Annotated in this window: 20 protein-coding genes and 1 pseudogene; 13 read left to right on the top strand and 8 right to left on the bottom strand. The window is 44.9% G+C overall.

Annotated features, from left to right (window positions below; translation table 11 throughout):
• Positions 1 to 966 (top strand): histidinol dehydrogenase (gene hisD / locus F6K51_RS26465; protein ID WP_293025748.1); only part of this gene is annotated, 966 nt, incomplete at its 5' end.
• 182 nt (positions 967 to 1,148) lie between these two features.
• Here hisD and F6K51_RS26460 read toward each other — a convergent pair.
• Positions 1,149 to 2,417 (bottom strand): FIST N-terminal domain-containing protein, encoded by a 1,269-nt coding sequence (locus F6K51_RS26460; protein WP_293025746.1) that lies wholly within the window; start codon positions 2,415 to 2,417, stop codon positions 1,149 to 1,151.
• A 1,138-nt stretch (positions 2,418 to 3,555) separates the two neighbouring features.
• Between F6K51_RS26460 and F6K51_RS26455 the strand changes: the two genes are divergently transcribed.
• The 9 genes from F6K51_RS26455 to hpsO all read left to right on the top strand — a co-directional run bounded on the left by F6K51_RS26455 (position 3,556) and on the right by hpsO (position 12,503).
• The gene (locus F6K51_RS26455; protein ID WP_293025744.1) at positions 3,556 to 3,780 is read left to right on the top strand and encodes a Calvin cycle protein CP12; all 225 of its coding nucleotides are present in this window, start codon (positions 3,556 to 3,558) and stop codon (positions 3,778 to 3,780) included.
• A 232-nt stretch (positions 3,781 to 4,012) separates the two neighbouring features.
• Positions 4,013 to 4,606 carry a DUF3177 family protein gene (locus tag F6K51_RS26450; protein WP_293025742.1) on the top strand — a complete coding sequence of 198 codons (594 nt, stop codon included), beginning with the start codon at positions 4,013 to 4,015 and terminating at the stop codon, positions 4,604 to 4,606.
• A complete protein-coding gene (locus F6K51_RS26445) occupies positions 4,596 to 4,775 on the top strand; it encodes a hypothetical protein (RefSeq protein ID WP_293025740.1) in 180 nt (59 codons plus the stop codon). Before F6K51_RS26450 ends, F6K51_RS26445 begins: the two co-directional genes overlap by 11 nt.
• Before the next feature lie 200 nt (positions 4,776 to 4,975).
• Complete coding sequence (locus tag F6K51_RS26440; RefSeq protein WP_293025738.1) at positions 4,976 to 5,275, top strand: hypothetical protein; 300 nt, start codon at positions 4,976 to 4,978, stop codon at positions 5,273 to 5,275.
• Between the two features lie 383 nt (positions 5,276 to 5,658).
• The gene (gene glmM, locus F6K51_RS26435; RefSeq protein ID WP_293025736.1) at positions 5,659 to 7,131 is read left to right on the top strand and encodes a phosphoglucosamine mutase; all 1,473 of its coding nucleotides are present in this window, start codon (positions 5,659 to 5,661) and stop codon (positions 7,129 to 7,131) included.
• Between the two features lie 442 nt (positions 7,132 to 7,573).
• Positions 7,574 to 8,317: a glycosyltransferase family 2 protein gene (locus F6K51_RS26430; protein ID WP_293025734.1), complete on the top strand. Its 744-nt coding sequence runs from the start codon at positions 7,574 to 7,576 to the stop codon at positions 8,315 to 8,317.
• A gap of 81 nt (positions 8,318 to 8,398) precedes the next feature.
• Positions 8,399 to 10,162 carry a hormogonium polysaccharide biosynthesis protein HpsL gene (gene hpsL / locus F6K51_RS26425; protein WP_293025732.1) on the top strand — a complete coding sequence of 588 codons (1,764 nt, stop codon included), beginning with the start codon at positions 8,399 to 8,401 and terminating at the stop codon, positions 10,160 to 10,162.
• A 167-nt stretch (positions 10,163 to 10,329) separates the two neighbouring features.
• On the top strand, positions 10,330 to 11,310 hold the full coding sequence (hpsN, locus tag F6K51_RS26420) for a hormogonium polysaccharide biosynthesis glycosyltransferase HpsN (RefSeq protein WP_293025730.1): 981 nt from the start codon (positions 10,330 to 10,332) through the stop codon (positions 11,308 to 11,310).
• 17 nt (positions 11,311 to 11,327) lie between these two features.
• Complete coding sequence (gene hpsO, locus F6K51_RS26415; protein ID WP_293025728.1) at positions 11,328 to 12,503, top strand: hormogonium polysaccharide biosynthesis glycosyltransferase HpsO; 1,176 nt, start codon at positions 11,328 to 11,330, stop codon at positions 12,501 to 12,503.
• 120 nt (positions 12,504 to 12,623) lie between these two features.
• Here hpsO and F6K51_RS26410 read toward each other — a convergent pair whose 3' ends face one another.
• The 4 genes from F6K51_RS26410 to F6K51_RS26395 form a co-directional block, all read right to left on the bottom strand.
• Positions 12,624 to 14,051: a glycosyltransferase family 2 protein gene (locus tag F6K51_RS26410; RefSeq protein ID WP_293025726.1), complete on the bottom strand. Its 1,428-nt coding sequence runs from the start codon at positions 14,049 to 14,051 to the stop codon at positions 12,624 to 12,626.
• Positions 14,052 to 14,319: 268 nt separating this feature from the next.
• Complete coding sequence (locus F6K51_RS26405) at positions 14,320 to 16,098, bottom strand: fatty acyl-AMP ligase (protein ID WP_293025724.1); 1,779 nt, start codon at positions 16,096 to 16,098, stop codon at positions 14,320 to 14,322.
• A gap of 257 nt (positions 16,099 to 16,355) precedes the next feature.
• Positions 16,356 to 17,132, bottom strand: coding sequence for an NAD-dependent epimerase/dehydratase family protein (locus F6K51_RS26400; protein WP_293025722.1), 777 nt, complete (start codon positions 17,130 to 17,132; stop codon positions 16,356 to 16,358).
• A gap of 1 nt (position 17,133) precedes the next feature.
• Complete coding sequence (locus F6K51_RS26395) at positions 17,134 to 17,916, bottom strand: GMC oxidoreductase (RefSeq protein ID WP_293025720.1); 783 nt, start codon at positions 17,914 to 17,916, stop codon at positions 17,134 to 17,136.
• A 235-nt stretch (positions 17,917 to 18,151) separates the two neighbouring features.
• Between F6K51_RS26395 and F6K51_RS26390 the strand changes: the two genes are divergently transcribed.
• A complete protein-coding gene (locus F6K51_RS26390; protein WP_293025718.1) occupies positions 18,152 to 18,328 on the top strand; it encodes a hypothetical protein in 177 nt (58 codons plus the stop codon).
• Here the strand turns inward: F6K51_RS26390 and F6K51_RS26385 are convergent.
• Both F6K51_RS26385 and F6K51_RS26380 read right to left on the bottom strand, forming a co-directional pair.
• Positions 18,280 to 19,050: an aspartyl/asparaginyl beta-hydroxylase domain-containing protein gene (locus F6K51_RS26385; RefSeq protein WP_293025716.1), complete on the bottom strand. Its 771-nt coding sequence runs from the start codon at positions 19,048 to 19,050 to the stop codon at positions 18,280 to 18,282. The two genes, F6K51_RS26390 and F6K51_RS26385, sit on opposite strands and share 49 nt — an antisense overlap.
• A gap of 262 nt (positions 19,051 to 19,312) precedes the next feature.
• The gene (locus F6K51_RS26380) at positions 19,313 to 21,148 is read right to left on the bottom strand and encodes a fatty acyl-AMP ligase (protein ID WP_293025714.1); all 1,836 of its coding nucleotides are present in this window, start codon (positions 21,146 to 21,148) and stop codon (positions 19,313 to 19,315) included.
• Positions 21,149 to 21,560: 412 nt separating this feature from the next.
• Between F6K51_RS26380 and F6K51_RS26375 the strand changes: the two genes are divergently transcribed.
• Positions 21,561 to 23,279, top strand: a complete 1,719-nt coding sequence (locus F6K51_RS26375; protein WP_293025712.1) for an aminotransferase class I/II-fold pyridoxal phosphate-dependent enzyme — start codon at positions 21,561 to 21,563, stop codon at positions 23,277 to 23,279.
• A gap of 411 nt (positions 23,280 to 23,690) precedes the next feature.
• Complete coding sequence (locus tag F6K51_RS26370) at positions 23,691 to 25,280, top strand: B12-binding domain-containing radical SAM protein (protein ID WP_293025710.1); 1,590 nt, start codon at positions 23,691 to 23,693, stop codon at positions 25,278 to 25,280.
• A gap of 78 nt (positions 25,281 to 25,358) precedes the next feature.
• Here F6K51_RS26370 and F6K51_RS26365 read toward each other — a convergent pair.
• A pseudogene (locus F6K51_RS26365) lies at positions 25,359 to 25,587 on the bottom strand (hypothetical protein); the annotation flags it as partial.

Raw genomic sequence — 25,587 nt, 5'->3', positions numbered from 1 at the left:
AATTCTCCTGTAGATAAGGCTGGACTATATGTTCCTGGAGGTAGGGCGTCCTATCCCAGTACTGTGTTAATGAATGCTATTCCAGCCAAGGTAGCTCAGGTTAAAAAAATTGTAATGGTCACCCCACCAAGACCTGATCAAAGCATTAATCCGGCTGTGCTTGTGGCTGCTCAGGAAGCTGGTATTGATGAGATTTACCGGGTAGGTGGTGCCCAAGCAATAGCAGCCTTAGCCTTTGGGACCGAAACCATTCCCAATGTGGATGTGATTAGCGGTCCGGGGAACATTTACGTAACCCTAGCCAAGAAACTGGTTTACGGTATTGTAGGGATTGACTCCCTGGCTGGTCCTTCTGAGGTATTAATTATTGCAGATCAGGGAGCTAATCCAGTTCATGTGGCTGTCGATCTATTGGCTCAGGCAGAACATGACCCAATGGCAGCAGCAATTCTCCTGACCACTGATGCTCAATTAGCCAAACAAGTGCAGGTGCAAGTGCAGCAGCAACTAAAAGACCATCCACGACGCCTGTTGACAGAAAAAGCGATCGCTCACTATGGTCTAATCGTTGTTGTTGATTCTTTAGAAGTGGCAGCACAACTGTCTGATGAGTTTGCTCCAGAGCACTTAGAACTAGAAATTACCCAACCTTGGGACTTACTAGACTATATCCACCACGCTGGGGCAATTTTCTTGGGTAAGTCAACCCCTGAAGCAGTAGGTGATTACTTAGCTGGACCAAATCACACCCTACCAACTTCAGGTGCTGCTCGTTATGCTTCTGCCTTAGGTGTGGAAACCTTTATGAAGCACTCCAGTTTGATTCAGTATTCCGACCGAGCCCTCCATAAAGTGGCTGGTGCTATTGAGACTCTTGCTGAAGCAGAAGGTCTACCATCTCACGCTGACTCTGTGCGCTTACGAACTCAGCTTAATGCTGGGGAGTCAAAGGGAGTAGAACAATAATATAACAATCATCTAGTTAAAGCTATGTCAGTACTCAGGTAGTTACTGATTGCCCAGAATTTAGAATTTAGAATTTAGAATTTAGAATTTAGAATTTAGAATTTAGAATTTAGAATTTAGAATTAGTTCATTCTTCATTCTTCATTCTTAATTCTTAATTCTTCATCCTTAATTCTGTATTGTTACTGTTTAGCACGGAAAATCCCAAAAACTGAGGTGAAGCCGTGCAAAAACGTACTACTGCCTACTGGTCCAATTTCCCCGTTACAGAAGAAGCCCGCTAGCTGAATATCCTTGATGTAACGGTGGAACATTTGGGAATCAAAATTAGGTTTACCGTAAAGCCCTTCTCCTCGCCCCAAACAGGAAAACATCAAAGCACCAGCAGCTTGAGTGGTGTTAGTTTTCTTTTGATAGTCCTCAAGAAGAAGTGCCAAGTCTTCCTCTGAAGTTTGAGCATCTCTGAGGTGGAACTGAATACGTTGACCGGGTCGAATCCGATCAGCAATAGCGATCGCACCAATCCTCGGATCTACACCTAACAGATTGCGGATCAGAAAGTCTCCGGGATCCAACTGTTGTTTAAACTCATCTCGGGCAACTCCCACAAAGAGTGAATGTTGTGCCAGCTTACGGTCTGCCTCATCCATACTTTGGATTAACTCGCGCAACACCATTAATGGGGGATGGGATGCTGGCTCAGCGGTGGTGATCTTGCCTGGCTCAAGGGCTGTCAATTCCAGCAGGATATTCTGGTCTGCTTTAGTCACCTGATAGGTTTGACCGATAGGACGACAGCCTTGAGCAACAATGGTTTCTAATAGAATATTGCCGCTTAGAGCAACCCCCACAGTTCCTTCATGGTAAAGAGACTTTGCCACTTGGGTCTGGTCTTTCAGGCAAAACAAGCCATTCTTAACCATCATAGAGCTACCACTAGCCACTCCTCCTACCTTGACTGACCCTGGATAAGCATAATCCAACCCTTGGAGCAAATCATTAATTTTAGATGACGAGGGGTCAGAGAATAAAATAAACTGGGGCTGCTCTTGGGGGGAAATGCCAATCAAGTCCACCCAAGCATCAGGAGGACTATCCAAATCTGGCAAGGCATCTCCAGAGATATGAAAGCTCTGGACACTAACATCAGGCAAACAGGCTAGGCTGAGGCTTAGGGCTGGTACTCCCTCAACTTCCACAGGTAACCCATTGGTGTTCATCCCAATGATGCCACTCCCACCACAACCAATCAGCACGGGTAAAGACAATCGTTCCTGGAGCAGGGGGATGAGGCGAGGATACTCACTGGCATAGGCAGATGAGATGAACACCAGACCCAAATCTGCTTTTGAAGGCAAGGACTTTTCAAGGCAGTCTGCCACTTCGGCCACTGCCGCTTCTAATGATGCACGGGTTGATAGAGCATTTGCCCACTTGATCACATTAGCCATCTATTCTACCTATTTCACTCCCGATACCATTCCCTATTGAGGGGATTGGCCACTCCTCAAGGTTTTATGATAACGGTGAATTACCACAGACTTCCACTAAGCCTTACCTGATAATGACCAGAGGATTTGTTGTGGGACACTAAAATTAATATAACGTAATCTAAGTTAGTGTTTATCCAAAGAAGCGCGTTAGCGCGGTTAGAAACTGTTTTTCTTAAGGCGCGCGGCTCCTTAAGAAATCTCCCTAGATCTGCCTAACCATCAATCGTTGCCATATTAGCCATCCCCTCTACTGCAATTTAAGGGTAACAATTCCTAATATAGAGGGATAAATCAGACAGGATCCCTTAAATTCGCAGTTCCTCTAACTCGAAGTCCTTCCTCAAATCAGCCATGGTAAGAAGGGTAATGGCTAAAGGTGACTTCCACCCCAACCACCCTATTAAGTTAGCCGGGTGCCCTTGACCCATTAAGAATTAAATTCCCATGATTGTCGCACCGCTATGTCAAGATCTGTCGATTAAAAGGGGAATGGGTTAAGAGTTATATAAGTGGTGTAAGCGATTAGGGGGTAAGGGAAAATTGGGAGAACCTTAAAAAATAAAGAACAAATTTGTGTTATAGCATGTCTTTTGCTTTAACCTAAGAAATTAGAGTAGCTAATTGTAGCGCTCTTAGTTAATTCCCTGGTAATTTCTGGTTAATCCAGAATTTCCTAGCTAAGATGCAGGTAATGGACATTAGTCCGCTGGTTGTAATGGTCACGACACCTACGAATCACCGCCAGTTCGTAGCCCTGTCCCTAGTAGTTAATGTCCCTAGTAGTTAAGGTGAGGGAAACATGTGCTGCTAGCCCAACCACCCTTTACAACATTGTCTTGATGCAGTCGCTCATGGGGGAAACCCCCGCAGGTCGGCGCTGCATCGCTGCCGTTCCCGGAAGCGGGACGAAGTCCGGCAAACCTTACCCCTGATAGGAGTTGCACAAAACCTAAGCAACTAAGTCGGCTTGTCAACGAAATTACTAGTTATTAAGCCTCCTATCGTTAACAATTTTGCTAAGCGCGGTTGGTGACTACTACCCATCCTATCAGCAAAATAAAAATAGACATAATCAAGTTATAAAAGCGAAAGACAGATGAGCGAATTACAAGAGAAAATAGACCAAGAGCGTGAACAAGCTAGAGCCGTTTGTGATACTGAAGGGGCGTCTTCAGCAGAATGTGCAGTAGCTTGGGATAACGTAGAAGAACTACAAGCAGAGGCTTCCCATCAGCGGCAAAATACCGAGCCCAAAAACTCCCTTGAGCAGTACTGTGATGATAATCCTGACGCAGCTGAGTGCCGGGTATATGACGACTAGACTCTAGGATTGTTCTGCCAAATACTCTGCATAAGGGTAGCAGGAGGGAATCCCCCGGTGCGCTTTTCGTTGGCGAATTTAATTCGCCACTGGTTGCACCGCTATGATGGTTTCCTCCTGCTACCCTTTTTGGTGGCGTTACTGGCCTGATGCTTTCCTTGGCTTTGTTTCTAGATTTCCAGTATGGGCATTGGTGAAATAACATAGATCAAGGTCATTTCGGCAACAAGCAATGCAAGATGAAATTATTCAATTACTGGTTTGGATGGACTACCGTTTGGCAGTTCTGTTCACAGTATTTATCCCCTTGATGCTGCTAATTTGGGCATTTTTCCAGAAAGCAGATGCGATGGTACGGCTGTTGATTATCTATTGGCGTGTTTCCAGTCTCCTAGCGATTACAGTTTACTTGTTGATTGTCGGTTGGCCGATTGCTTATGTGTCTGCTTTGAGCTCCCGTATTCTAATCCCGATCTCCCTCTGGTTTTGGATTGACTTGAATGAGGAGATTGATGATAGACCAGCTACTCCCTTGAAGCTAGCACTGACATCTTGGCGTTGGGCAATGACTATTTACTGTACTCTGGGGACAATTGCCAGTATTCCATTTCTACGTTGTGCCTTTGTCCCAGGAGCAATCACATCTGGATTTTGTCAGGTGTTGAGGCAGCCGCCTTTGTTATTCAAACAGTATTTCCATGCTGGTTATACCCCTGGATTTTTGGGTTTTATGGGAATGGTGGGATTATTCTTTTATGTCCTTTACTTAAGCTATTTTGTTCTGTTTCGACTCGGCAAACAAGGACGATCAGCTATTGAACCATGACATGGGTTTTGGCTTGGGATTTTTTAGGGCAGTAGCATCTTCTTTGAGACTCCCCACGGCGCTTATGCCGGGGGAGTCTTGGTTCAAAGGAGGTAAGCCTATGGGCGCTCGCGCACGCTGCGCGAACAGCACTCAGCGGTCAGCCGTCAGCCGTCAGCCATTCCCGTAGCGTGCCGGTAGCGCATAGCCTGATAGCTGAATACTTACCAAAATAAAGATTGATTAACGGATTCGGAATTCTACTTAACCTACAGGCAAAGCGCTAGATCAGATTTTATGGTCACCACCAGTACGATAAAGCTAAACCGTTTATCATATCCTGCTAATAGGCAACGCCACAACTAAAAACTAACAACTGACAACTCACAGATGATGGATTCCATTGGTAGGCGTCTAGAGCAATACACCATCAAACGCCCAAAAGAAGTATTGATCGTTACCGCACAGATCGCTGGTGAACAGGATCAAATTGCTATTTTTAAAGGTTTTTCCAGTTCTTTAATGCGCCCGACATCCTTTGACCCAGATGTAGCGGTCTTACCACCACAGGCAAAGATCATTAGCATAGATCGAGTGGCTGCTCCCTATAATCCACAGTCTCCTCGTTATCTTCACCAAGGACTGAGTTTGGAAACTATGGAAAAGTTGTTGGAGAATGCTGGTGTTTAATTCAGGATCATTGCCAGGTGGTGGCTGCTAAGTTCCAACCGAGGAACGTAAATTTTGGTAAAGTTTTGCCCGAAGGCCCTTGGGAGCTAAGTGTATTTGGATTTAGTTAGTTAATTTTGATAAAGTCTTGCCAGAAGCCTAACAGGGGTAAATCTAGTTTGATCTAGTTAGTCAATGGTTGAGTAAATCTTTGATAAACTCTGGCCAAAGCGCTCACAGGGCTATATGTACTTGGATCATAATCTGAATGTACTTGGATCATAATCTGATCACAAGCATGTATGGGATCACAACTATGGGTTGGATGTATTGATGAATATCTACCAAAGCAAAATAAAGTGTTATTCTCCACAGTGAGTGTGTAATGTGAGGAAATTGAAATTATGGTTACATCCCCTGTCCGTATCCAGGGATGGAATAGTGCTGAGTTCTCATCCAAGAATCAGCCAATGAACTGCCCCAATGTCAGGTTACCTTGGCAACCCCTAACTCTACCGACAACCCCATTATTCGGTACCGATGGCATTCGGGGACGAGCAGGAACATTGCTCAGTGAAGATTTGGCTTTACAAGTGGGTTTCTGGGCTGGTCTGGTGTTACAGGAATACTCAGCTGTACCAGGACCGGTGATTTTGGGGCAGGATTCGCGCAACTCTAGTGATATGTTGGCAACAGCCTTAGCTAAGGGGCTGACTACAGCAGGTCTAGAGGTTTGGCACCTGGGATTATGTCCCACTCCCGGTGTTGCCTACCTGTGCAGTGCTACAAGTGCCATCGGGGGTGTGATGATTTCCGCTAGTCATAATCCTCCAGAAGACAATGGGATTAAGTTTTTTAGCGGGAAAGGCACTAAGCTATCTCAGGAGCTGCAAAAGCATATAGAAGCTGGATTGAGGGGTTTTACTGATCAGGGTGTAGTGAGTAAAACCCAAGGGAAGTATCACTATCGCCCAGGGTTGGTCACCGATTATGCCGCAGCACTTCATTGTCCTCTGAAAGGAGTGACGAATTTACAAGGGATGAAGATTGTGCTGGATTTGGCTTGGGGGGCAGCAGTGCGACTCTCAGGACAAGTATTTGAGCAGTTGGGGGCACAAGTCATTTGCTTACATGACCAGGCAGATGGCGATCGCATTAATGTCAATTGTGGCTCGACTCACCTCGAACCCCTCAAAGCTGCGGTAAAAGAATACCAAGCAGATCTTGGGTTTGCGTTTGATGGTGATGCAGACCGATTGATGGCAGTAGATGCCCACGGTCGGGAGATCAATGGAGATTATATCCTCTATTTTTGGGGTCAAACCTTACGTGCTGCCCAAAAGCTACCAGAAGACCTAATGGTCGCAACGGTAATGGCAAATTTAGGATTTGAACGAGCCTGGAAGCAGTTGGGGGGTAAATTCCTACGGACAGCGGTCGGAGATCAGCATGTCCAAGCTAAAATGCTCCAAACTGGAGCTATGCTAGGGGGTGAGCAATCGGGACATATCATCTGTCACCATTATGGTCTGACTGGGGATGGCATGTTAACTGCTTTACATATAGCTTCTTTGGTGCATGAATCTGGGATGACCTTAGGGCAGTTAGTAGACCAAAGTTTCCAGACTTATCCCCAACTGCTGCGTAATGTCAGGGTAGAAGACCGAGAACGCCGACGTGGATGGCAAGAGTGTGAGGCGATCACGAATGCGATCGCAAAAGGGGAAGCAGCCATGGGAGACCAAGGTCGAATTCTGGTTCGTGCTTCTGGTACTGAACCCGTGATCCGGGTGATGGTCGAAGCGGCCAATTCTAAACTTGCTCACCACTGGACATCAGAGTTAGTTAATGTCGTTGAGCGATATTTAGCTAACTGATTGACCAAAATGTTTCTAGCAACTGCTCAGAATATTTGTCTCGTTAACTGGTATCTTTGTTAACTTAGATCGTTTCAGTGATCGGGTTGTGTTGACGGTTGACGGTTGACGGTTGACGGTTTATGGTTTACGGTAAATCATCAACCCTGATCTGAGTCTCTCTTGAGGAGAACTGCTTGCCCATCTACGGTCAAAAACCAGATCGGTGGAAAGGGTCAGGAAAAAGGGTTAAAAACCCTGAACTTAATACTTAATAGGGGTGCATAGGAAACTATTGGCAGTATTTTGGTTAGCTTATAGCTGACGAAATGCTTGATTCTTTGCAAGGTTCCAATAACGCCATGGCAACCTCACCCTAACATTAAAACTCCCGTTACTTTGGCTCAATTAGTCAAATTAATGGGAGTTTTTTACCTTGTTTTTCTATCAAGATAGGTTAATCATGCTAGTTTTCGTAATTCCACTCAAGAGTCGAAATGTTTCCAAGTCTTGGGAACATGTATCTAAATTATTTGAACGGTGTATAAAATCAGTATGTAATCAAACATCATCGGAATTTAGAGTAATTGTTGTTTGTAATGAAAAGCCACAGATTACATTCAGTCATCCCCATATCATTTATCTTGAGGTTGATTATCCTACTCCCAAAGAGCAAACCCAGAGGCTTAGAGGAAATACAGATAAAGGACGTAAGCTTTTAACAGGATCAACCTATGCTCGTCGATTTGACCCAACTCATGTTATGAATGTCGATGCCGATGATTGTGTTAGCAAACAGTTAGCGGAATTTGTTAGGCAAAATCCTCAGGGAAATGGCTGGTTTATTAATAGAGGTTATAAGTATCGAGATGGAGAAGATTGTTTGTATTTAAAACGAAAACAATTCTATAGAATGTCGGGTACAGCGAATATTATTAGATGGGATTTATTAGAGTTACCTGAGAAACCTGAATACAATCGCGGTTATGGATACTACAAGTTTTATATTGATCATGAGAAAGTAAAAAATATTCTTGCCAACAAGGGAACCCCTCTAAAACCATTACCCTTTTCTGGTAGTGTTTATATCCTTGGTACTGGTGAGAATATATCAGCAAATGAAGACAGATTATCCTTTAACATCTTCAATCGAAAGGCGTTGAGCAAATCAATTTGTGATGAATTTGGCTTGTACAAGCTGGCTTGATCATCGCGCAAACACCAATTTCAACTTGAACATGCCAAATTAATAAATAATAACATCGATAGACAATGGGATGGTTCTGCCATGGTCAAAGGTCGGTCAAAATCTAAGTCATCAAAGAAAGGGAAAACGCCATCTGAGACCACAACCTTAAATCTGAAGCAACAGTTAGCTCAAAAACGCCGAGCGCAACGGGCGCGTAAAGAAGTCATCCAAATCATCACTATGACAGCAGCTTTTGGAGCGATTATCGGGGTGTTGCTGGCTCTGGTGGTTGATCCTAAAGCTGGTGCAGCTGCAGTAGCTGGTCTGCCTTGTCTGGTTCTGTCCTATAAATATCCTCGCAAAGCACTTTGGGCATTCCTGATCTATATGCCTTTTAGTGGCACAATCATTTACTCCATTGGCAATAGTCCACTGCTTCAGCTGGCTAAAGATGGTATCTATATCCCTGCTTTGATTGGTCTATTACAGCAGTGTAAGCAGGAAAGAAAACCGATCATCGTAGCCAAATCCCTAATGCTACCCTTAGGCATTGTGTGCGCATCAAGTTTGCTGACACTTTTGTTTGCTAATGGCTCCCAGCAACTACTTCCCCCTTGTTCAGATCTACCAGGGATGCGTAGAGGTATAACCTGCGAAGATGGACAGCCGATACTGATGGGAATTTTGGGTTTGAAAGTTTTTTTGGGATACATTCCCTTAATCTTTTGTGCCTACTACCTGATACGTAGCAAGAAAGAATTACTATTCCTCTCAAGGATGTTCACAGTTCTGGCTATTATTTGCTGTAGCCTTGCCTTTATTCAGTACATGATGCTCAAAACTGGTAGATGCGCTGGAACCCAATTCAGACACGGGGCTGCCTTATTCAAAGCTTCCCTAGATGCTAGATGTTTTGTGGGTGGGTCTTTATTGTATAGTCCTCAAGTGGGACAAATCCGCTTACCGGGAACCTTTGTTGCCCCTTGGCAGTGGGGCTGGTTCCTGATTTCTAATGCCTTTTTTAGCTTTGCTACTGCTTTCAGCGACCCCTCAGCTCGTTGGCGAAGTGTTGGTTTAGGTGCCATGGCATCGGTTTTTGTTCTGGCAGTAGTCTCTGGTCAGCGGATTGCTCTGGCTTTGGTGCCAACCGTAACTTTAATCTTGCTGGTTTTAACGGGTCAAGTCACTAACCTTAAACGATTTTTACCTATTTTGGGGGGATTAGGACTTTTATTGGGAATTGCTGCAACTGCTTTTCCTGAAGTAGTTCAGGAACGGATAGATAGTTTGATCGGTCGTTGGGAAGCTGCACCAGCGGATGATTTTATCCTTAATCAATTTGCTTTTACCTGGCATAGACTCAGAGGCTCATTAATTGGTCTGGGATTAGGACGAGCGACTAACTCTGCTCGTGTTTTCGGTAAAACCAGTTTGGTAGAAACTTGGTTTCCCAAAGTGATGCATGAAGTTGGTCCGCTGGGGCTGCTGACTTTTCTAGTATTTGTAACTGCGATTACTGTACTTACCTTCAAGGCTTACCGCTCAGTGAAAAACAAGGATTTGCGGAGTATCGGTGCCAGCTATTGGGTACTTATTTTGTTTATTAGCTACCAAACCTATTACTATCCCTTGGATGTAGATCCAGTGGCAGTCTATTATTGGTTGATTACTGGTGTTGTGCTCAAGTTGCCCGAAATCAATCGCCAAGAACAAGAGGAACTAGAGAAACTAGAGGCAGCACAGGCAAACGAGCCTCAACCTAAAAAGAAACGAGGTATGAAGGCATCGAAAAAGGGAAAAGGAAAACGGCAAAAGGGCAAAGGCAAACGACAAACGGTTTTTTCAACAGGTCTGCACGGATAACTGTTCCCTGTACTATGCTGGTATTGGTTTTACCTATTAGCTTAAGAATTCTCGAACTTTCCATAAAACCACGGATGTCTAAGGATAGCATGTCACTTAAACTGTTATCGATTGTCGGCATTATCAGCAGTTAAATGCTTAAGGACAAAGTACTAAAAACAACGACAATGATTTCTGTAATTATCCCTACTTACGGACGGGAAGACCCTTTGCGGGATACCTTGGAAGATGTCCTGAAGCAAGACTACCCTGCTTTTGAAGTACTGGTTGTCGATCAAACTCGAACCCACAAACCAGAGATTCAATCTTATTTAGAGCAGCTGGCTAATGCTGGTAAGATTCGCTGGTTCCGGGTTGATTGGGCGAGTTTACCTGGGGCAAGAAATTATGGGGTAAGGCGGGCATCCGGGGACATTATTGTGTTTATCGATGATGATATCAAGATGCCACCGGGGTATTTAACTGCTCATGCTCGTAACTATGAACAATCCCCAGAGATTGGGGCAGTGGCAGGACGAGTATTTGACCGGATGAAGCTAGCGGAGAAAGGAGCAGCAGCAGATTCCCCCACTCCCTCTTACACTATTGAGGACTTGCCTAAGGAGGCGATGGACCCTGGGATTGCATGGTATTACATAGACTTAGTCCATACCGTTAAGCCCCAACGGGTTATCTCAGCCCGAGGCTGCAATATGTCTTTCCGCCGGGAGATTTTTACGAAGTATGGGCTGCACTTTGATGAACAGTTCCGGGGGAGTGCGGTTCGTGAGGAGTCGGATTTTTGTTTGCGATTTCGCCGTACTGGTTATCAAATTTGGTATGACCCAGATGCTTATTTAGTCCATTTAGGGGAAGAAACTGGGGGGTGTCATGATATTAGTACGCGATCGCTTGAGTATCAGTTGACCTTTTATCACAACCATTTCTTGATGGGGATGAAAAATCTTACCCTTAGTGAACAGCTACGGCTGTTTGGTCGTCTATTTGATTGCCACGTCTTAGGAAATCCTCCTTGTAATAAAAGTGGTTCCCCGATCAAAATTATTAGCCGTGCTGGTTTCTACATGTTGGGTTTTTTCAAAGCACTTGGTACACGCATCAAATCTATCTGGGATGATGGTCAAATTTATACTCGGCTAGACCGTTAACTGTAAAAAAATTACCTATGAAAATCTTAGTTGCTAGCCACTCCTATATTGTTGACCTTAACTGCGAGAAGTTACGAACACTCGCTCACTTAGAACCTAACATTGAGGTAACTGTGGTGGTTCCCCGGCGCTGGCGTCCTGGTGGTGTCCAAAATCGCATCATTGAAACCCAACCCCGTGAGGAAGGTTCATTTCGGGTGGTACCAGTGTCTAACTTTAGTGAAAATAATCAGGGACTGCTGACATTTGGGCTAGATATTATCCCTTTATTGAAACAGTTTCGCCCCAATATTATTCAAGTGGAACAGGGAGCTAAGGCATTAGGTTATGCTCAATTTATTACCCTGAATAAGCTATTAGGATTGAAGGCAAAAAACTTATTTTTTACTTGGTGGAATCTGCCCTACGAGGTAAAATTTCCGGTGTCTGTGTTGGAAGGGTATAACCTGCGCCATACCGATGGATTGATTTGTGGGAATCAGGATGGGGTAGAAATCCTGCGACAACATGGTTATAACGGACCAGCTAAAGTAATGCCCCAATTGGGGGTAGATGAAAGCCTGTTTCGTCCCCAACCTCAGCCAGAGTTAAAACAGCAGTTGGGAATTCAACCCGATGACTTTGTGGTGGGATTTGTGGGACGGTTTGTAGAGGAGAAGGGATTACTGACTTTAGGTAAAGCCCTAGCTGGGTTATCTGGGATGCAGTGGAAGTTGCTGCTACTAGGGCGTGGTCCCCTCAAGCCGATATTGATGGAAAACGCGGCAGAGTGGGGAATTAAAGACCAACTGATTTGGCTTGAGAGTGTTCCCCATGATGAGGTACCTCGTTATATTAATGTGATGAATACTCTGGTGCTACCATCAGAGACTAATTATAAGTTTAAAACCTTAACTAGTGTAGGTTGGAAGGAACAGTTTGGTCATGTGCTGATTGAGGCGATGGCATCTAAAGTACCAGTAATTGGTTCGGATTCTGGAGAAATTCCCTATGTGATTGGGGATGCTGGGTTGGTGTTTCCTGAAAAAGATGAGTCCGAGTTACGACATTGTTTACAGCAGCTAATCAAGCAACCAGAATTGGCTGAAAAATTAGGAGATTTGGGTTATGCACGGGCAATGGAGCAGTATACGAATAAGGCGTTAGCTAAACAGCTGTTGAATTTTTATGAGGAATTAAGAATTAAGAATTAAGAATTAAGAATTAAGAATTAAGAATTGGGAATTCACCATTTTAGTATTAATAATTATCCATTCTCTATTCTCTATTCTCCATTCTCCATTCTCCATTCTCCATTCTCCATTCTCCATTCTTCATTCTTCATTCTTCATTCTCCATTCTTCGCTACCACCTCTATGGACTGTTTTCACCCATTTCAACCGTTTAGGACGCACAGACATCCGAGCGGTTGTAGCGGCCATCACCACCATCCAGTGCAATAGATAAAGATTTCCCCTCAAGGTCTGCAATAGAGGAACCAACAGGTTAGAAACACCTAATCGTCGATTTTGATTGGTGCGGCGCAGCCCAACAAACATCCCAATCACTGATACGGTGACAGTTAGCCCAGTAATGGGGCTAAAAATAGGTAGACGGTTACGGGCAATAGCCATCAAACAGTCTGGTACAGCAGCAGTGGGCAAAAAGTACTGGATGATCAAGTAGGTAAATAAATCTAGAGTTTTCCGCAAACCTAGGCGGTTACTTACAATTAAACGCCAGTAATCTAGATAGCGCTGGTACCCTCCTTCTGCCCAACGGTTCCGTTGATGCCAGAGTGCGATCGCACTGGTGACTCCTTCTTCTTCTACTGGCGGGCAATTGAGAAAGCCAATATCCCACTGATCCAGGTGTAGGCGAATGGTTAAATCTAAGTCGTCGGTGATGGTTTCTTCATTCCAGGCACCGCAACGCTGTAGTGCGCAACGTCGGACAAACTGACCATTGCCCCGCAATTCAGCAATCCCACCCACTGCTATACGTTGCTGTTGGAAATAACTGTCGAGAGCCATTTCTGCCATTTGCCCTCGTGTCCAAAAATTCAGTGCTGCATTTGCGATCGCTTTTCTGACCTGCACTGCTCCCACTCGCGGGTTATTAAATAACGGCAACACCCGCCTTAGCATATCTTTGGGAACTTTAGCATCTGCATCAAATACTGCTACAATCTCGCCTTTCGTTAAACCAAGTACCTGATTGAGTGCTCCTGATTTCCCTCCCCCGGCATTAGCACTCCGGTGCAGTACCTTCAACTGGTCGTATGTTGCTGCTAACTTATCTAAGATTTCTGGTGTTTGGTCAGTACTGTGATCGTCAATTACCCACAGTTCATACTGATTTTTCGGGTAGTCTAATTGACATAGAGACTTAACTAAATTACTGATGACACTTTCTTCATTTTTTGCTGCTACTACCAGAGACACAAAGGGAAAATCGTCTTTCTCCTCATCTAAAAAGGGTTGAGGGGTTTTTAACGGTCGAGCCAGCAAGAACCGTAGGCAATGAATTCCTAATATCGTTGTTAAGCCCAAGCTCACCCAGATCCCCCAAGACACCAAATGCAGTGCTATGGTTATGCACCACACTATGGTTAACACTAAAGCTGCTTTGCGTCGGCGTCCTTCTAGTCCATGAAAAAATAAGCTAGTTTCAAACTCTTCCTCTGACAAGTTAGACAGCATAGAGCCAAGTTGGTTCAGCTCTTGGCTTGGCGCTTTTTCTGACCACGAATTCTCCGACATAAGCTATTTACTGCAACTACCAACGAAGGCCACTGATGCCTTATTCTATCCGAAATTGTTACAAAATTGTTAAATTCTCTCAAGGAAAGTATACTTTAGGACATAATATATCATCTCCGGTGTCAAGGGAACAGGCAACATAAACATCTGTTAACCTTTACTTCGACTGCTATAATTCTCATTCCACCTGAAGCGAGTCTGTTCAGGAAGTTTTGAGGCTTAGGGCAAGGTGTTATCTTAATGGTTAAGGGTGCCTAAAGCCAATAGCCTAATCCCCATCATTTATAACAGCCAGAGTTCCCGCTAGAAAACTCTGGCGACAGGCATGACGCTGAATCTTACCACTAGAGGTCTTGGGAATAGTACCTGGTTTGAGCAACAGAGCAGTATGAACCTGCAAATCGTGATGTTGTAAGACTGCTCGTCGGATTAACCGGATTAACTCCTTGGTATCAAGGGCATGGTCTTTCGCGCCATTGCCAGGATCAGAAGTAGCTAGCCGAGTAGATTTCCAATAGCTACGTTCTACCTCAGCAATCACTACTAACTGTTCCTCTCCAGCAATATTCACGGAAAATCCTGCCGAACAAGTGGGTCTGAGCAAGGAGTGGGTGTTTTCTACGGTCCATTCAATATCTTGGGGATAGTGGTTACGACCATTGATAATGATCAGATCCTTCAGACGACCAGTAATAAATAATTCACCATCGAGCATGAATCCCAAGTCACCGGTGCGTAGAAATGGCTTTTCCCCCATCGGTGCTAGGGTTACGCCAAAGTTGTGTTTTGTTGTTGCCGGTTGATTCCAGTAACCTTGGGCAATGCTTGGTCCTGATACCCAAATTTCTCCCACTTGTCCTGGTTCACATGGGGTCAAGGTTTCAGGATGGACAATTACAATCTGCTGGTCTGGCAGGCTTTGACCACAGCCTACCAGAGTAAGGGTACCTTCTTGATCAACACTAGCTGGGACAACCTGATTTTGCTCCAGTGCTGCCCCCTCAACTGTTTTTAAGACAATTGGGGCACTTTTGATACCACCAGAAACCATTAAGGTGGCTTCAGCCATGCCATAGCAAGGGTAGAATGCTTCTCGGCGGAAGCCACAGGACTCAAACTTTGTGGCAAACCGCTCTAAAATGGCCGAGTTAATGGGCTCAGCTCCGTTAAAGGCAATGTCCCAACTACTCAAATCCAAGTTTGTTAGTTGTTCCGGCTTGATTTTGCGATCGCATAAGTCGTAACCAAAGTTTGGTCCTCCACTGCTGGTGGCTCGATAGTTGGAAATTGCTTTTAACCAGCGGATCGGACTTTGCAAAAACATCAAGGGGGACATGAGAGTAGCTGGAAAACCGCCGTATAGAGGTTGGAGTATGCCACCAATCAGACCCATGTCATGGTACATCGGCAACCAACTTACCACACTGCTCTGGTCGGTGTGCTCAAAATACTGATAGATAGCACCTGAATTATGGACTAGATTGCTGTGGCTAATCATCACTCCCTTCGGGGCAGCGGTTGAACCAGAGGTGTATTGGAGAAAAGCTAGGGTGCTACCATCTATAGCTGGTTGCTGCCATGATTGAGCTAAGTTGCCGTTGATGTTTTCTGTGGCTAGCCAGTGCAGTGTCTTCAGTTCTGGAGCTTGAGTAAACCGTCGCTCTAAATTAGACAGGATTGCTTGGGTAGTTAGGGCTACCCTTGCCAGGGAATCCTTGACAATTGCCTGAACACGGACAAGGGAGCGGTTGGGTCTAGGAGGATAAGCGGGGACAGCTACAACCCCAGCGTACAGACACCCGAAAAATGCACAAATATAGTCTAGACCAGGAGGATACAGTAGTAGGGCAGTTTCTCCTGGGGAATATATTGATTGCAGGTGGAACGCGATCGCTTGGGCTTTTTGCTCCAACTCTTGGTAAGTCAGACTGACCTGTTCGGTTTCTCCATCCACCAAAAAGGTATATGCGATCGCATCTGGCTGGTTAACTGCTCTGTAGCGCAGGATATCAACTAATGTGGCTGCTTGGAGAATAGTTTGTGACACCTTTTACCCCTGCACTCAACAACTTACACAAAACAACTTACACAAAACATTTAAAATCATTACTTTAGCCTAATTCCGACATAACCAACTATGCTCCAATTTAGGATTTTTAGGTTAGGAGCTTCGAGTAACAATAATTTATTTTACTGGAATTAATTTTTAACATACATTTGGTAAATAATACATCAATTATTAACAATCATTCCCATTCCCACACTTCCGACATTCTTACCGAAATTACCTATTTCATAGTTAGACTAATTTGCTGCACCGATGCCATCCAAACAACTGTAGTTTGTTAAATAAATTGGGGAACAAAGCAAAGAGGAGACGTATTTGAATATTTTAAAGCTAAAAGGCTCATCATAAGTTCCCACCCATTCTTGGTTTTTCTCAATCCAGCTGGCGATTGTCTTAGCCACTTTTTCAGCAGGAGGAGCAGAATTGACTCGGTTGGCTCGGATTTTATAACCTTTTTGATTGAGACGGTTCACTGGTGCCCAAGCCAAGGGACCGCTGATCACACCAGGACGGTAAAGCCTCATGGGAATTTGATGATTGCTGGCGTGGTAAACGATTGGTCCAACACCTGACCAGTAATAGTGCAAAGGGATTTTACCAGAATGATAGAGTGGACCAAAACAAGAAGGGCTACCATCTGCGATGGAACCAATAGCAACAACATCTAGGGGTCGCTCGCGCTTTAGCTTGGCTGCTTCGAGGGCTACCAATGCTGGCCAACTGTAGTTAACACGGTTCATCGATTCTACTATCTCAACCAGTGGCACTCCTCCATCCCCTACCTCAGTTTCGATTTGTCCTGCATTCAGGATAATCACATCGGGGTCATACTCAAGCAACTTTTGGGCATCCTCAAGGGTTTGTTGTTGAGACACACACAATGTATTGAAAAAGTTACCTTCGAGGGTTTCTTGACGGGTGACACCGACTACTTGCCAACCACGATTGATGTACTCTTGACCTAACGCACTGCCGAGGGTGCCGGAAATTCCTGTGATTACAACAGTTTTCATGCTAACAAGTCTCGTTAATATAATCTGCCACTCGCAGTGCATTAGCTACAATGGTTAAAGCAGGACTAACCCCCAACGAGGTTGGCATAAATCCACCATCCACAACAAATACATTGTCATGATCGTGCAAACGGCAGTATGGGTCAAGCACTGATGTTTTGGGATCGCTACCAAAACGTGTGGTGCCCACTTGATGGGCTGTCTGGCGATCATCTTTATCCCCGGTGGCACCAAACATGAATACTACCCCAGCATGGCCCATCACTTTCTTGAGCTGGCGCATATAGTAACGGGAGCGGTAAATATCGTAAGGATGAAATTTGTGGAATAGATGGATCGCTCCTGTGTTGCTAACCTCTACCCTATTTTCCGGTTGGGGCAAGTCTTCGACAAATCCTGTCATCGCCAGCATCCGTTTGAGTAGGAATTTTGCGATCGCATCTGGAATTGGTACCGGTAAATTTTCTTGTATGCTCAGATGCCCAGGGATTGGCACGGTTTGGGAATACCCGAGCTTATGGGGAAAATCCGCTGAACCAAAATAAAGATCCGTGAACCCTAACTGCTTGATGAAGGTATCTGCCCCACCGGTAGGTTTGCTAAACAACCCAGCCGCCAAAGCACCGAAATGGTACATATAATTTCTGCCAACCTGACCACTACGACCCGTTAAGCCAGATTTGATTAAGATTACTGGGCTACCGATGGCTCCAGCTGTTATAATATGTGTTTTAGCTTTCAGCCTCTCGATTGTCCCACTATCGCGCCAGCGAAGTTTTACCAAAAAATTTGGGTTTAAAGCCCCGTCCTTATAGGAGACGAAACCTTAGAATAAAGAAGCCTTAATTAATAAGTTTTAACCCTTCTGCTCATAGCCTGCAGATTTAGGATATCAAAGGTAAGAGGGTAAAAAACCTGTGTACCTCGTAGGGAGCAGGAAAGAAAGAAAAGGTAACAAAGAAAAGGTAAAAAATTCTTTTTACCTCTGCAGTCTTGATTCAGGAAGTACGATAAAAGCGATGCATCGCTCTTCCCTCTTCCCTCTTCCCTATTCCCTATTCCCTATTCCCTATTCCCTATTCCCTATTCCCTATTCCCTATTCCCTATTCCCTATTCCCTATTCCCTATTCCCTATTCCCTATTTCTTCAAGAGCCAGCAAACACCTTATCTAAACGTTCTTCCCATTTCTTCTGATTATTCATAGCCTCTTGAACGAAGGGTGACCAAGCAATTAGTTTAATAAATAATAGATTAATCCATGAAGCAGGAAAACCGAGGGGTCTAACAATATCTAGAAATAAAACCACCCGCATCCCATCGGTTTCATTCCATACCTCATGGGGGAAGGTATCATCAAATATCATCGCTTTTCCTTCTTCCCAATAGCGAATGTCGTTACCAACACGAATCCGACAATTTTCCTTTGGTTCAGGAACACGTAATCCTAGAAGACATCTGATTACCCCTTTATAAGGTCCCCTGTGTTCAGGGATATGCTTACCAGGTAATAGGATTGAAAAAAAGGCCGTTTTCATACCTGGAATTTTTTCGATAATACGAGTGGTTTCCGGACAGTTTTTACAATTTTGTTGAGATTTAATTCCATAGCCATAAAAGCCATAGGTTTTCCAGCGATTATCTGTGCTGAGATAATATCCCTGGTCTGGGGAAATATCTTGGAAGGTGGGTAGACTATCTCTATATTTCAAGACTTGATCGAGCTCTTGGCGAATCCTCATCGATTGAGATTCTAACTCTTCCACCCAATTAAATTGGTCAGGCTCAAAGAAGGTTGAATTACCAATTAATGAATAATTAGTAATTAGCTTTTCCAACTTGTAGATAAGTGTTTTCCCAATACCATAGATCAGGAAATTTCTGGCTTTTTCCCTAAGAGCCTCTAAATAACGTTTCATAGTTAATTAAATTAGCTGCGCTTAGAGGTATATTTTACCATACATAATTATTTTTTTGACTGGTTGCTAAAAAAATTCATAAATTGCTAGTGATGGTCGCAATTAGTAACTGGTAATTAGTAATCTTTAACACATTTAATAGCAAAGGGAATAGGGAACAGCGGATCTGGGAATAGGGAGCAGCGGATCTGGGAGTAGGTAATATGGCATCAAAAATTATGACAATTCCTAGACGGATCCCTAAATCATCCCAATAATAACGTTAGGATTCTGAGCCACCAACATTCAACTGACTCAACAGATCGGTAATACTACGCGGCTGTTGTTGACTCTGTCGCCATTCACCTACTGCTTCTAAAGTTCCATCAAGAAATCGCAGCCGACATTCCCGACGTTTAATCTTCCCACTAGAGGTCTTGGGAATACTTCCGGTTTTGAGCAGCACAATCCCATAAACATCAGCAATATGCTCTTGGGCTACTGCTTGACGAATGGCTGCCACTACTTCATCAACCACTAAGTGTCTAAGGTAATTCCGCTTTATCTCTTGAGCAATCACTAATCGTTCTTCCCCTTCTAAATCTACGGAAAACGCTGCACTAGCGTTGGGTCGCAGGGCTGGATGACTCTTCTCAACAGTGGCTTCAATATGCTGGGGATAGCGGTTGTTTCCCCAGAGGATCATCAATTCTTTGAGGCGACCGGTGATAAAAAGTTCCCCATCTTGTAGGAATCCTAAGTCTCCGGTGCGCAGAAATGGTCCAGTGCCGGTGTCTTTTATATAGGCACCAAATGTCCGTTCTGTTTCCTCTGGTTGATTCCAATAGCCCTTGCCCACACCTAAACCAGATACCCAAATTTCGCCGACTTTATTCTCTGGACACTCTATTAAGGTTTCCGGGTCAACAATTACCACGTGATCATCTAACCAGGGCTGACCACAGCCGACAATCCTTTGTGTTCCCTGTTGGTCTTTCGTAGCAGCTACCACCTGATTTTGTCCTAGGGCACCTTGCTCAACATACTTAATCACCGGAGGGTTAGCTTTCAATCCCCCGGAAATAAATAATGTGGTTTCAGCCATACCGTAGCAGGGGTAAAATGCTTCTGGTCTAAACCCACAAGGTGCAAAGGTCTCGGCAAACCGTTCTAGGGTTTCGGCTCGAATCGGTTCAGCACCGGAAAACGCTACTTCCCAACTGCTGAGGTCTAGAGTTTCCATCTGTTCCGGAGTGACCTGGCGACACAATAGGTCATAGGCAAAATTGGGACCACCACTGGTGGTGGCTTGATAGCGGGAAATCCCTTGCAGCCAGCAAACTGGTTTCTGTATCAAGGCTACTGGTGACATGAGTGTAACGGGAAATCTCCCATAGATGGGCTGGATCACACCACCGATCAAGCCCATATCATGAAACAAGGGTAACCAGATCACTCCTTGACTGTTAAGGGTATGCTCGAAGCACTGATAGATCAAGGCTGAGTTGTACAGAATATTACCATGGGTCACCATTACCCCTTTTGGCTTACCCGTAGACCCTGAGGTGTACTGTAGAAAGGCTAAGCTATCCTGATCTGGGCGCTCGGTTTCAATCCAGTCTGATGCTAGAGACGGGGAAATTTCGTTGGTTTCTATCCAGGACAGTTCAGTTAAGGTTGGGGCTAATTCTGGATTCGAGGCACACTGCTGCTGGATTCTTTTCCAGAGGTCTGTGGTAGTAAGGGCTACTGTGGCTTGGGAAGAAATGACCCGCTGCTGTAATTGGGCAATAGCCTGTTTCGACCGGGGGGGATTAGCGGTCACTGCTACAACTGAGGCATACAGACACCCAAAGAAAGCGGCAATGAACTCTAAACCAGCGGTATAGGGGTAGACTAATAAGGCACGGGAGCCCCTGGCAACTAGAGACTGTAGCTGAGCAGCAATGGCTCTGGCTTGTTGATCTAACTGTTGATAGGTCAGATGACCAGATTCTGTTTCCCCGTCTGCTAGGAAAGTGTAAGCAATTTGGTTAGGTTGGTTTAGCGCTCTATCGACCACGAGATCGACTAAGTTGGAGTATTTAGCTTTATGGTTTGCCATTATGCGATCGCGCATTATTCTTGCGTAGTTTCCCCTCATACCAAGCCTAGAGGCGAGGTTACCAGACCCAATCAACAAAATCTGCATCTTACGAAACAGATTTTTAGATGAAAAATAGCTTACCTGTCAAACGCTATCGGCGCAAGAGGGTAGACTTGACTTGATTGATAGAATTTTTCACAAGTTTTAGTAGTTCGTGGCAAAATAACCATCAAGTCAACCCCAAAAATAGCAATTCATTGGCTTCAAGAGTGACAACTAGACCGAAATAGAGGCATAATCTCTGTTTAGAACATTGTTAGCTGTTGAAGGTTCACAACTAGACTCAATGATCGAAAAGTCATGGAGGGGTAAGGGCAGACGATCACCCAGTGCCAGTAACTGGAGTTGGGTGATCTAATCTTTTAGTGTGGTGAAGGAGTGCAACATGGAATTGTTGAACCAGGTCTGGAACGGGAAAGAAAGCTCACCGACCACTATGGTTACGAGTGATCACAAATCTACCGTCAGTTCCCCAAAATTATCTAAAGCAGCATCAAGCATTGCGACTTGGTTAGTGTCCAAGCTAGCAGAAGTACTTGAGCTGGATGCCCAAGAAATCGATATTCATCGGGATTTTACCGATTATGGTTTGAATTCGATTGAAGCTGTCAACCTATCCGGAGAGCTGGAGAATTTCCTTGGACATCGGCTTTCCCCAACCCTTTTATGGGATCACGACAATATTGAGGCATTGGCTGAGTATTTGGCGGAATACGTTGCTAAACAACCAACAGGAAACTCACAAGCTCACCTAGAAACCTCGTCAAGGAGGTCAATACCGGAAACGAATGGTCATATATTATCGGCCAAAAACGGTCTAATCCCAAATCAAGATGCAGAAAAGCTAGACAATCAAGATATCCCACCGGAATACCATAATTTCCACCTATACCCAGAATACCGCAAACTGCAATTGCAACAGGAGGAAATCAAAGCGCTGGGGGTCAACAATCCTTTCTTTACCCCCCAAGAACGGGTGGTAAACAATACCACACAGATTGGTGGCCGAGAACTGATTAATTATGCCACTTATAATTATCTGGGGATGTGTGGTGACCCAGTTATTTCTCAAGCAGCAAAGGATGCCATTGATCGTTATGGTACCTCCGCCTGTGCTAGCCGTCTGTTGTCAGGGGAAAAACCGTTACATCGAGAGCTCGAAAAAGAAATTGCTGAGTTTATTGGTACTGAGGATAGTATCGTCTATGTGGGCGGTCATGCTACTAACGTAACTACTATTAGTCACTTATTTGGCAAAAACGACCTAATCTTACATGATTCTCTGAGCCACAACAGTATTCTACAGGGATGCATCCTGTCGGGAGCGAGCATTATTGCTTTTCCTCATAATGACTGTCAGGCATTGGAGAAAATACTCCAGGAGCGTCGTCACCACTATCAACGGGTACTGATTGTGATCGAAGGGGTTTACAGTACTGATGGTGACATTCCCGACTTGCCTCAGTTCATTGCAGTCAAGAAACGCCACAAAGCTTTCCTGATGGTAGATGAAGCTCACTCCATCGGGGTACTGGGCAAACATGGTCGAGGGGTTGGTGAGTTCTGTGGGGTTGATCCCGCTGATGTAGATTTGTGGATGGGTACCCTCAGCAAGTCATTTGCTAGCTGCGGTGGCTATATTGCTGGTTGCGCTGCTGTGGTAGAATACCTCAAGTATACCTCCCCCGGATTTGTCTATAGTGTTGGCATAGCCCCCCCTAATGCAGCCTCGGTCTTGGCTTCCATAAGGCTACTCAAGGCAGAACCAGAGCGAGTTGCACTGTTGCACCAGCGAGCTAAACTTTTCCTGGAATTAGCCCAGAAACAGGGACTCAACACAGGGACGAGTAAAGATTCTCCGGTGATTCCAATTATTGTGGGAGATGCCTTGAAGTCGGTGCAACTCTCTCAGAATCTGTTTAAGCGTGGTATCAATGTCCCGTTTATGTTCTACCCGTCGGTGCCACAAAATGCTGCCCGCCTGCGCTTCTTTATCACCTGTAACCATACGGAGGAGCAAATTCGCTTTACGGTGAACACCCTGGCTCAAGAAGTAGCAAAGCTCCAGCAGGACGATAGTACCCAGATATCACCCTTAGAGTAACTAAGAGTAACTATCTGATAGTAACTATACTGCACACGGTCATAACCTGAGCTTATTGATGATCCCTTAACAAGGGGTAACTCTCAGTTGAGGCCGGTGCTAAGTATAACTACTGACAGGTAAATCTAAGGGAAAACTGGCAACTTACAGATTACAAACCCCGTTGGCGGATTGAGTGGAAATTAACTCGGGGATCAGACTATATATATTAGCAAACCTTAGTAACTAACTGGGGAATAGTCTCCCACCCCGTTACCTACCTAATATTTACCTAACCTAATAGTTAGTGGCTGACAGGTAATCCGCCAACGACATCTTTCCAACTCTGGTTAAGTTAAGCCAGCTTTGATCAATTGATAAATTCGGATAAATCAATTCCGGAAAACCTAACTATCGTTTCAGGTGCTACTTATGCGAGTTTTACTGCTATATCCTCTGTTTCCCAAAAGTTTCTGGTCAATGGAGAGAACCATTGAGTTGGTGAATCACAAGGCACTGATGCCACCCCTAGGTTTGGTGACAGTAGCGGCGATATTACCTCAGACATGGTCCTTTAAACTGCTTGACCGCAATGTATCTGAGGTAACGGAGGCAGAATGGGATTGGGCTGAGATAGTGATTATCTCAGGTATGATCGTCCAGAAAAAAGATTTCCTTGAGCACATTCAGGAAGCTAAACGCCGTGGGAAAAAGGTAGCCGTGGGTGGTCCTTACCCGACTACCTCACCCCACGAGCCTGAAGCGGCTGGGGCAGATTACTTGATTTTGGATGAAGGGGAAATTACCCTACCCATGTTTGTGTCAGCGATTGAACGGGGCGAGACTAAAGGGGTGTTCCGTGCTAATGGTGAGAAGCCGGATGTGACTGAGACCCCAATCCCCCGTTTTGATCTTCTCGACCTGGAAGCCTATGACACCATGGCAATCCAGTTCTCTCGGGGCTGTCCATTTCAGTGCGAATTCTGCGATATTATTGTCCTCTACGGTCGCAAACCCCGCACCAAAACTCCCGAGCAGTTGTTAGCTGAACTAGAACGCCTCTTAGAACTGAATTTCCAAGGGGGGATTTTTCTAGTAGATGACAACTTTATTGGCAATAAGCGCAATGTCAAGATTCTGCTGAAAGCCATGAAAGTCTGGATGGCTGAACACGAGTATCCTTTTAGCTTCACCACAGAAGCTTCAGTGGATTTGGCTCAAGACCAAGAACTGATGGACCTGATGGTCGATTGTAATTTTAAAGAGGTCTTTTTAGGCATTGAAACTCCTGATGAAGACAGCCTTACCCTGACAAAAAAGTTCCAAAATACTCGAGATTCTCTGAGTGAATCCGTGGATGCAATTACCCAGGCAGGTATCAGGGTGATGGCAGGGTTTATCATGGGCTTTGATGGGGAAAAACCTGGCGCAGGCGATCGCATTGTCCAGTTTATTGAGAAAACCTCGATTCCTATTGCCTTGTTTAGTATGTTGCAGGCATTGCCTAATACTGCTCTGTGGCATCGCCTTGAAAAAGAAGGACGACTTCTCGATGGTGGGGCTAATATTAACCAAACCACTTTGATCAATTTTGTGCCAACTCGGCCAGTGGAAGAAATTGCTCGTGAATATGTGGAGGCGTTTTGGACTCTGTATGACCCAGAGCGATTTTTAAACCGCATCTACAACTACTTTATGAAGCTGGGTCTACCAAGGCATGGTGTATCTCGTCCGATCGATTGGGTGATTATCCGGGCGCTACTGACCATATGCTGGCGACAAGGGGTTCTTCGTAAGACCCGCTGGACTTTCTGGAATAGTCTGTTTAAGCTGATTCAGCAGAAACCGAAAGTTGTGGGCTCTTTCTTTGTGGTTTGTGCCTACGCAGAACACTTCCTGGAATATCGCCAAATTGTTCGTGACCAAATTGAGGCTCAGCTGGCTGAATTTATGACGAATAAACCAGCACCTTTACCAGCTAAGAATGAGGAAGTGGCGGTAAGCGAATCCGCGATCGCATAATTCATTTTTAGTTTAGGGAATAGGGAGTAGGGAGTAGGGAGTAGGGGGCGTTGCTTAATAATGGAATGATTTTAAGAGTCAGGTAGAATGGGCATCTGTGGAATGGGCATCTTGCCCGTGACCGGAATGGGCATCTGTGGAATGGGCATCTTGCCCGTGACCGGAATGGGCATCTGTGGAATGGGCATCTGTGGAATGGGCATCTGTGGAATGGGCATCTTGCCCGTGACCGGAATGGGCATCTGTGGAATGGGCATCTGTGGAATGGGCATCTTGCCCGTGACCGGAATGGGCACATTTACCGTTA

This window comes from Moorena sp. SIO3I8, from assembly GCF_010692325.1.
Taxonomy (GTDB): domain Bacteria; phylum Cyanobacteriota; class Cyanobacteriia; order Cyanobacteriales; family Coleofasciculaceae; genus Moorena.
Note: the sequence above shows the minus strand (reverse complement) of the source record. Positions and strands in the feature narration are given on the sequence as shown.

Excerpts from the sequence above, each read along its gene's own strand:
- hpsN (WP_293025730.1), top strand. The coding sequence starts at position 10,330 with ATGATTTCTGTAATTATCCCTACTTACGGACGGGAAGACCCTTTGCGG.
- F6K51_RS26385 (WP_293025716.1), bottom strand. The coding sequence starts at position 19,050 with ATGAAACGTTATTTAGAGGCTCTTAGGGAAAAAGCCAGAAATTTCCTG.
- hpsL (WP_293025732.1), top strand. The coding sequence starts at position 8,399 with ATGGTCAAAGGTCGGTCAAAATCTAAGTCATCAAAGAAAGGGAAAACG.
- F6K51_RS26380 (WP_293025714.1), bottom strand. The coding sequence starts at position 21,148 with ATGCGCGATCGCATAATGGCAAACCATAAAGCTAAATACTCCAACTTA.
- F6K51_RS26400 (WP_293025722.1), bottom strand. The coding sequence starts at position 17,132 with ATGAAAACTGTTGTAATCACAGGAATTTCCGGCACCCTCGGCAGTGCG.
- glmM (WP_293025736.1), top strand. The coding sequence starts at position 5,659 with ATGGTTACATCCCCTGTCCGTATCCAGGGATGGAATAGTGCTGAGTTC.
- F6K51_RS26440 (WP_293025738.1), top strand. The coding sequence starts at position 4,976 with ATGATGGATTCCATTGGTAGGCGTCTAGAGCAATACACCATCAAACGC.
- F6K51_RS26375 (WP_293025712.1), top strand. The coding sequence starts at position 21,561 with ATGGAATTGTTGAACCAGGTCTGGAACGGGAAAGAAAGCTCACCGACC.
- F6K51_RS26450 (WP_293025742.1), top strand. The coding sequence starts at position 4,013 with ATGCAAGATGAAATTATTCAATTACTGGTTTGGATGGACTACCGTTTG.
- F6K51_RS26390 (WP_293025718.1), top strand. The coding sequence starts at position 18,152 with ATGCATCGCTCTTCCCTCTTCCCTCTTCCCTATTCCCTATTCCCTATT.
- F6K51_RS26430 (WP_293025734.1), top strand. The coding sequence starts at position 7,574 with ATGCTAGTTTTCGTAATTCCACTCAAGAGTCGAAATGTTTCCAAGTCT.
- F6K51_RS26455 (WP_293025744.1), top strand. The coding sequence starts at position 3,556 with ATGAGCGAATTACAAGAGAAAATAGACCAAGAGCGTGAACAAGCTAGA.
- F6K51_RS26370 (WP_293025710.1), top strand. The coding sequence starts at position 23,691 with ATGCGAGTTTTACTGCTATATCCTCTGTTTCCCAAAAGTTTCTGGTCA.
- F6K51_RS26460 (WP_293025746.1), bottom strand. The coding sequence starts at position 2,417 with ATGGCTAATGTGATCAAGTGGGCAAATGCTCTATCAACCCGTGCATCA.
- hpsO (WP_293025728.1), top strand. The coding sequence starts at position 11,328 with ATGAAAATCTTAGTTGCTAGCCACTCCTATATTGTTGACCTTAACTGC.
- F6K51_RS26410 (WP_293025726.1), bottom strand. The coding sequence starts at position 14,051 with ATGTCGGAGAATTCGTGGTCAGAAAAAGCGCCAAGCCAAGAGCTGAAC.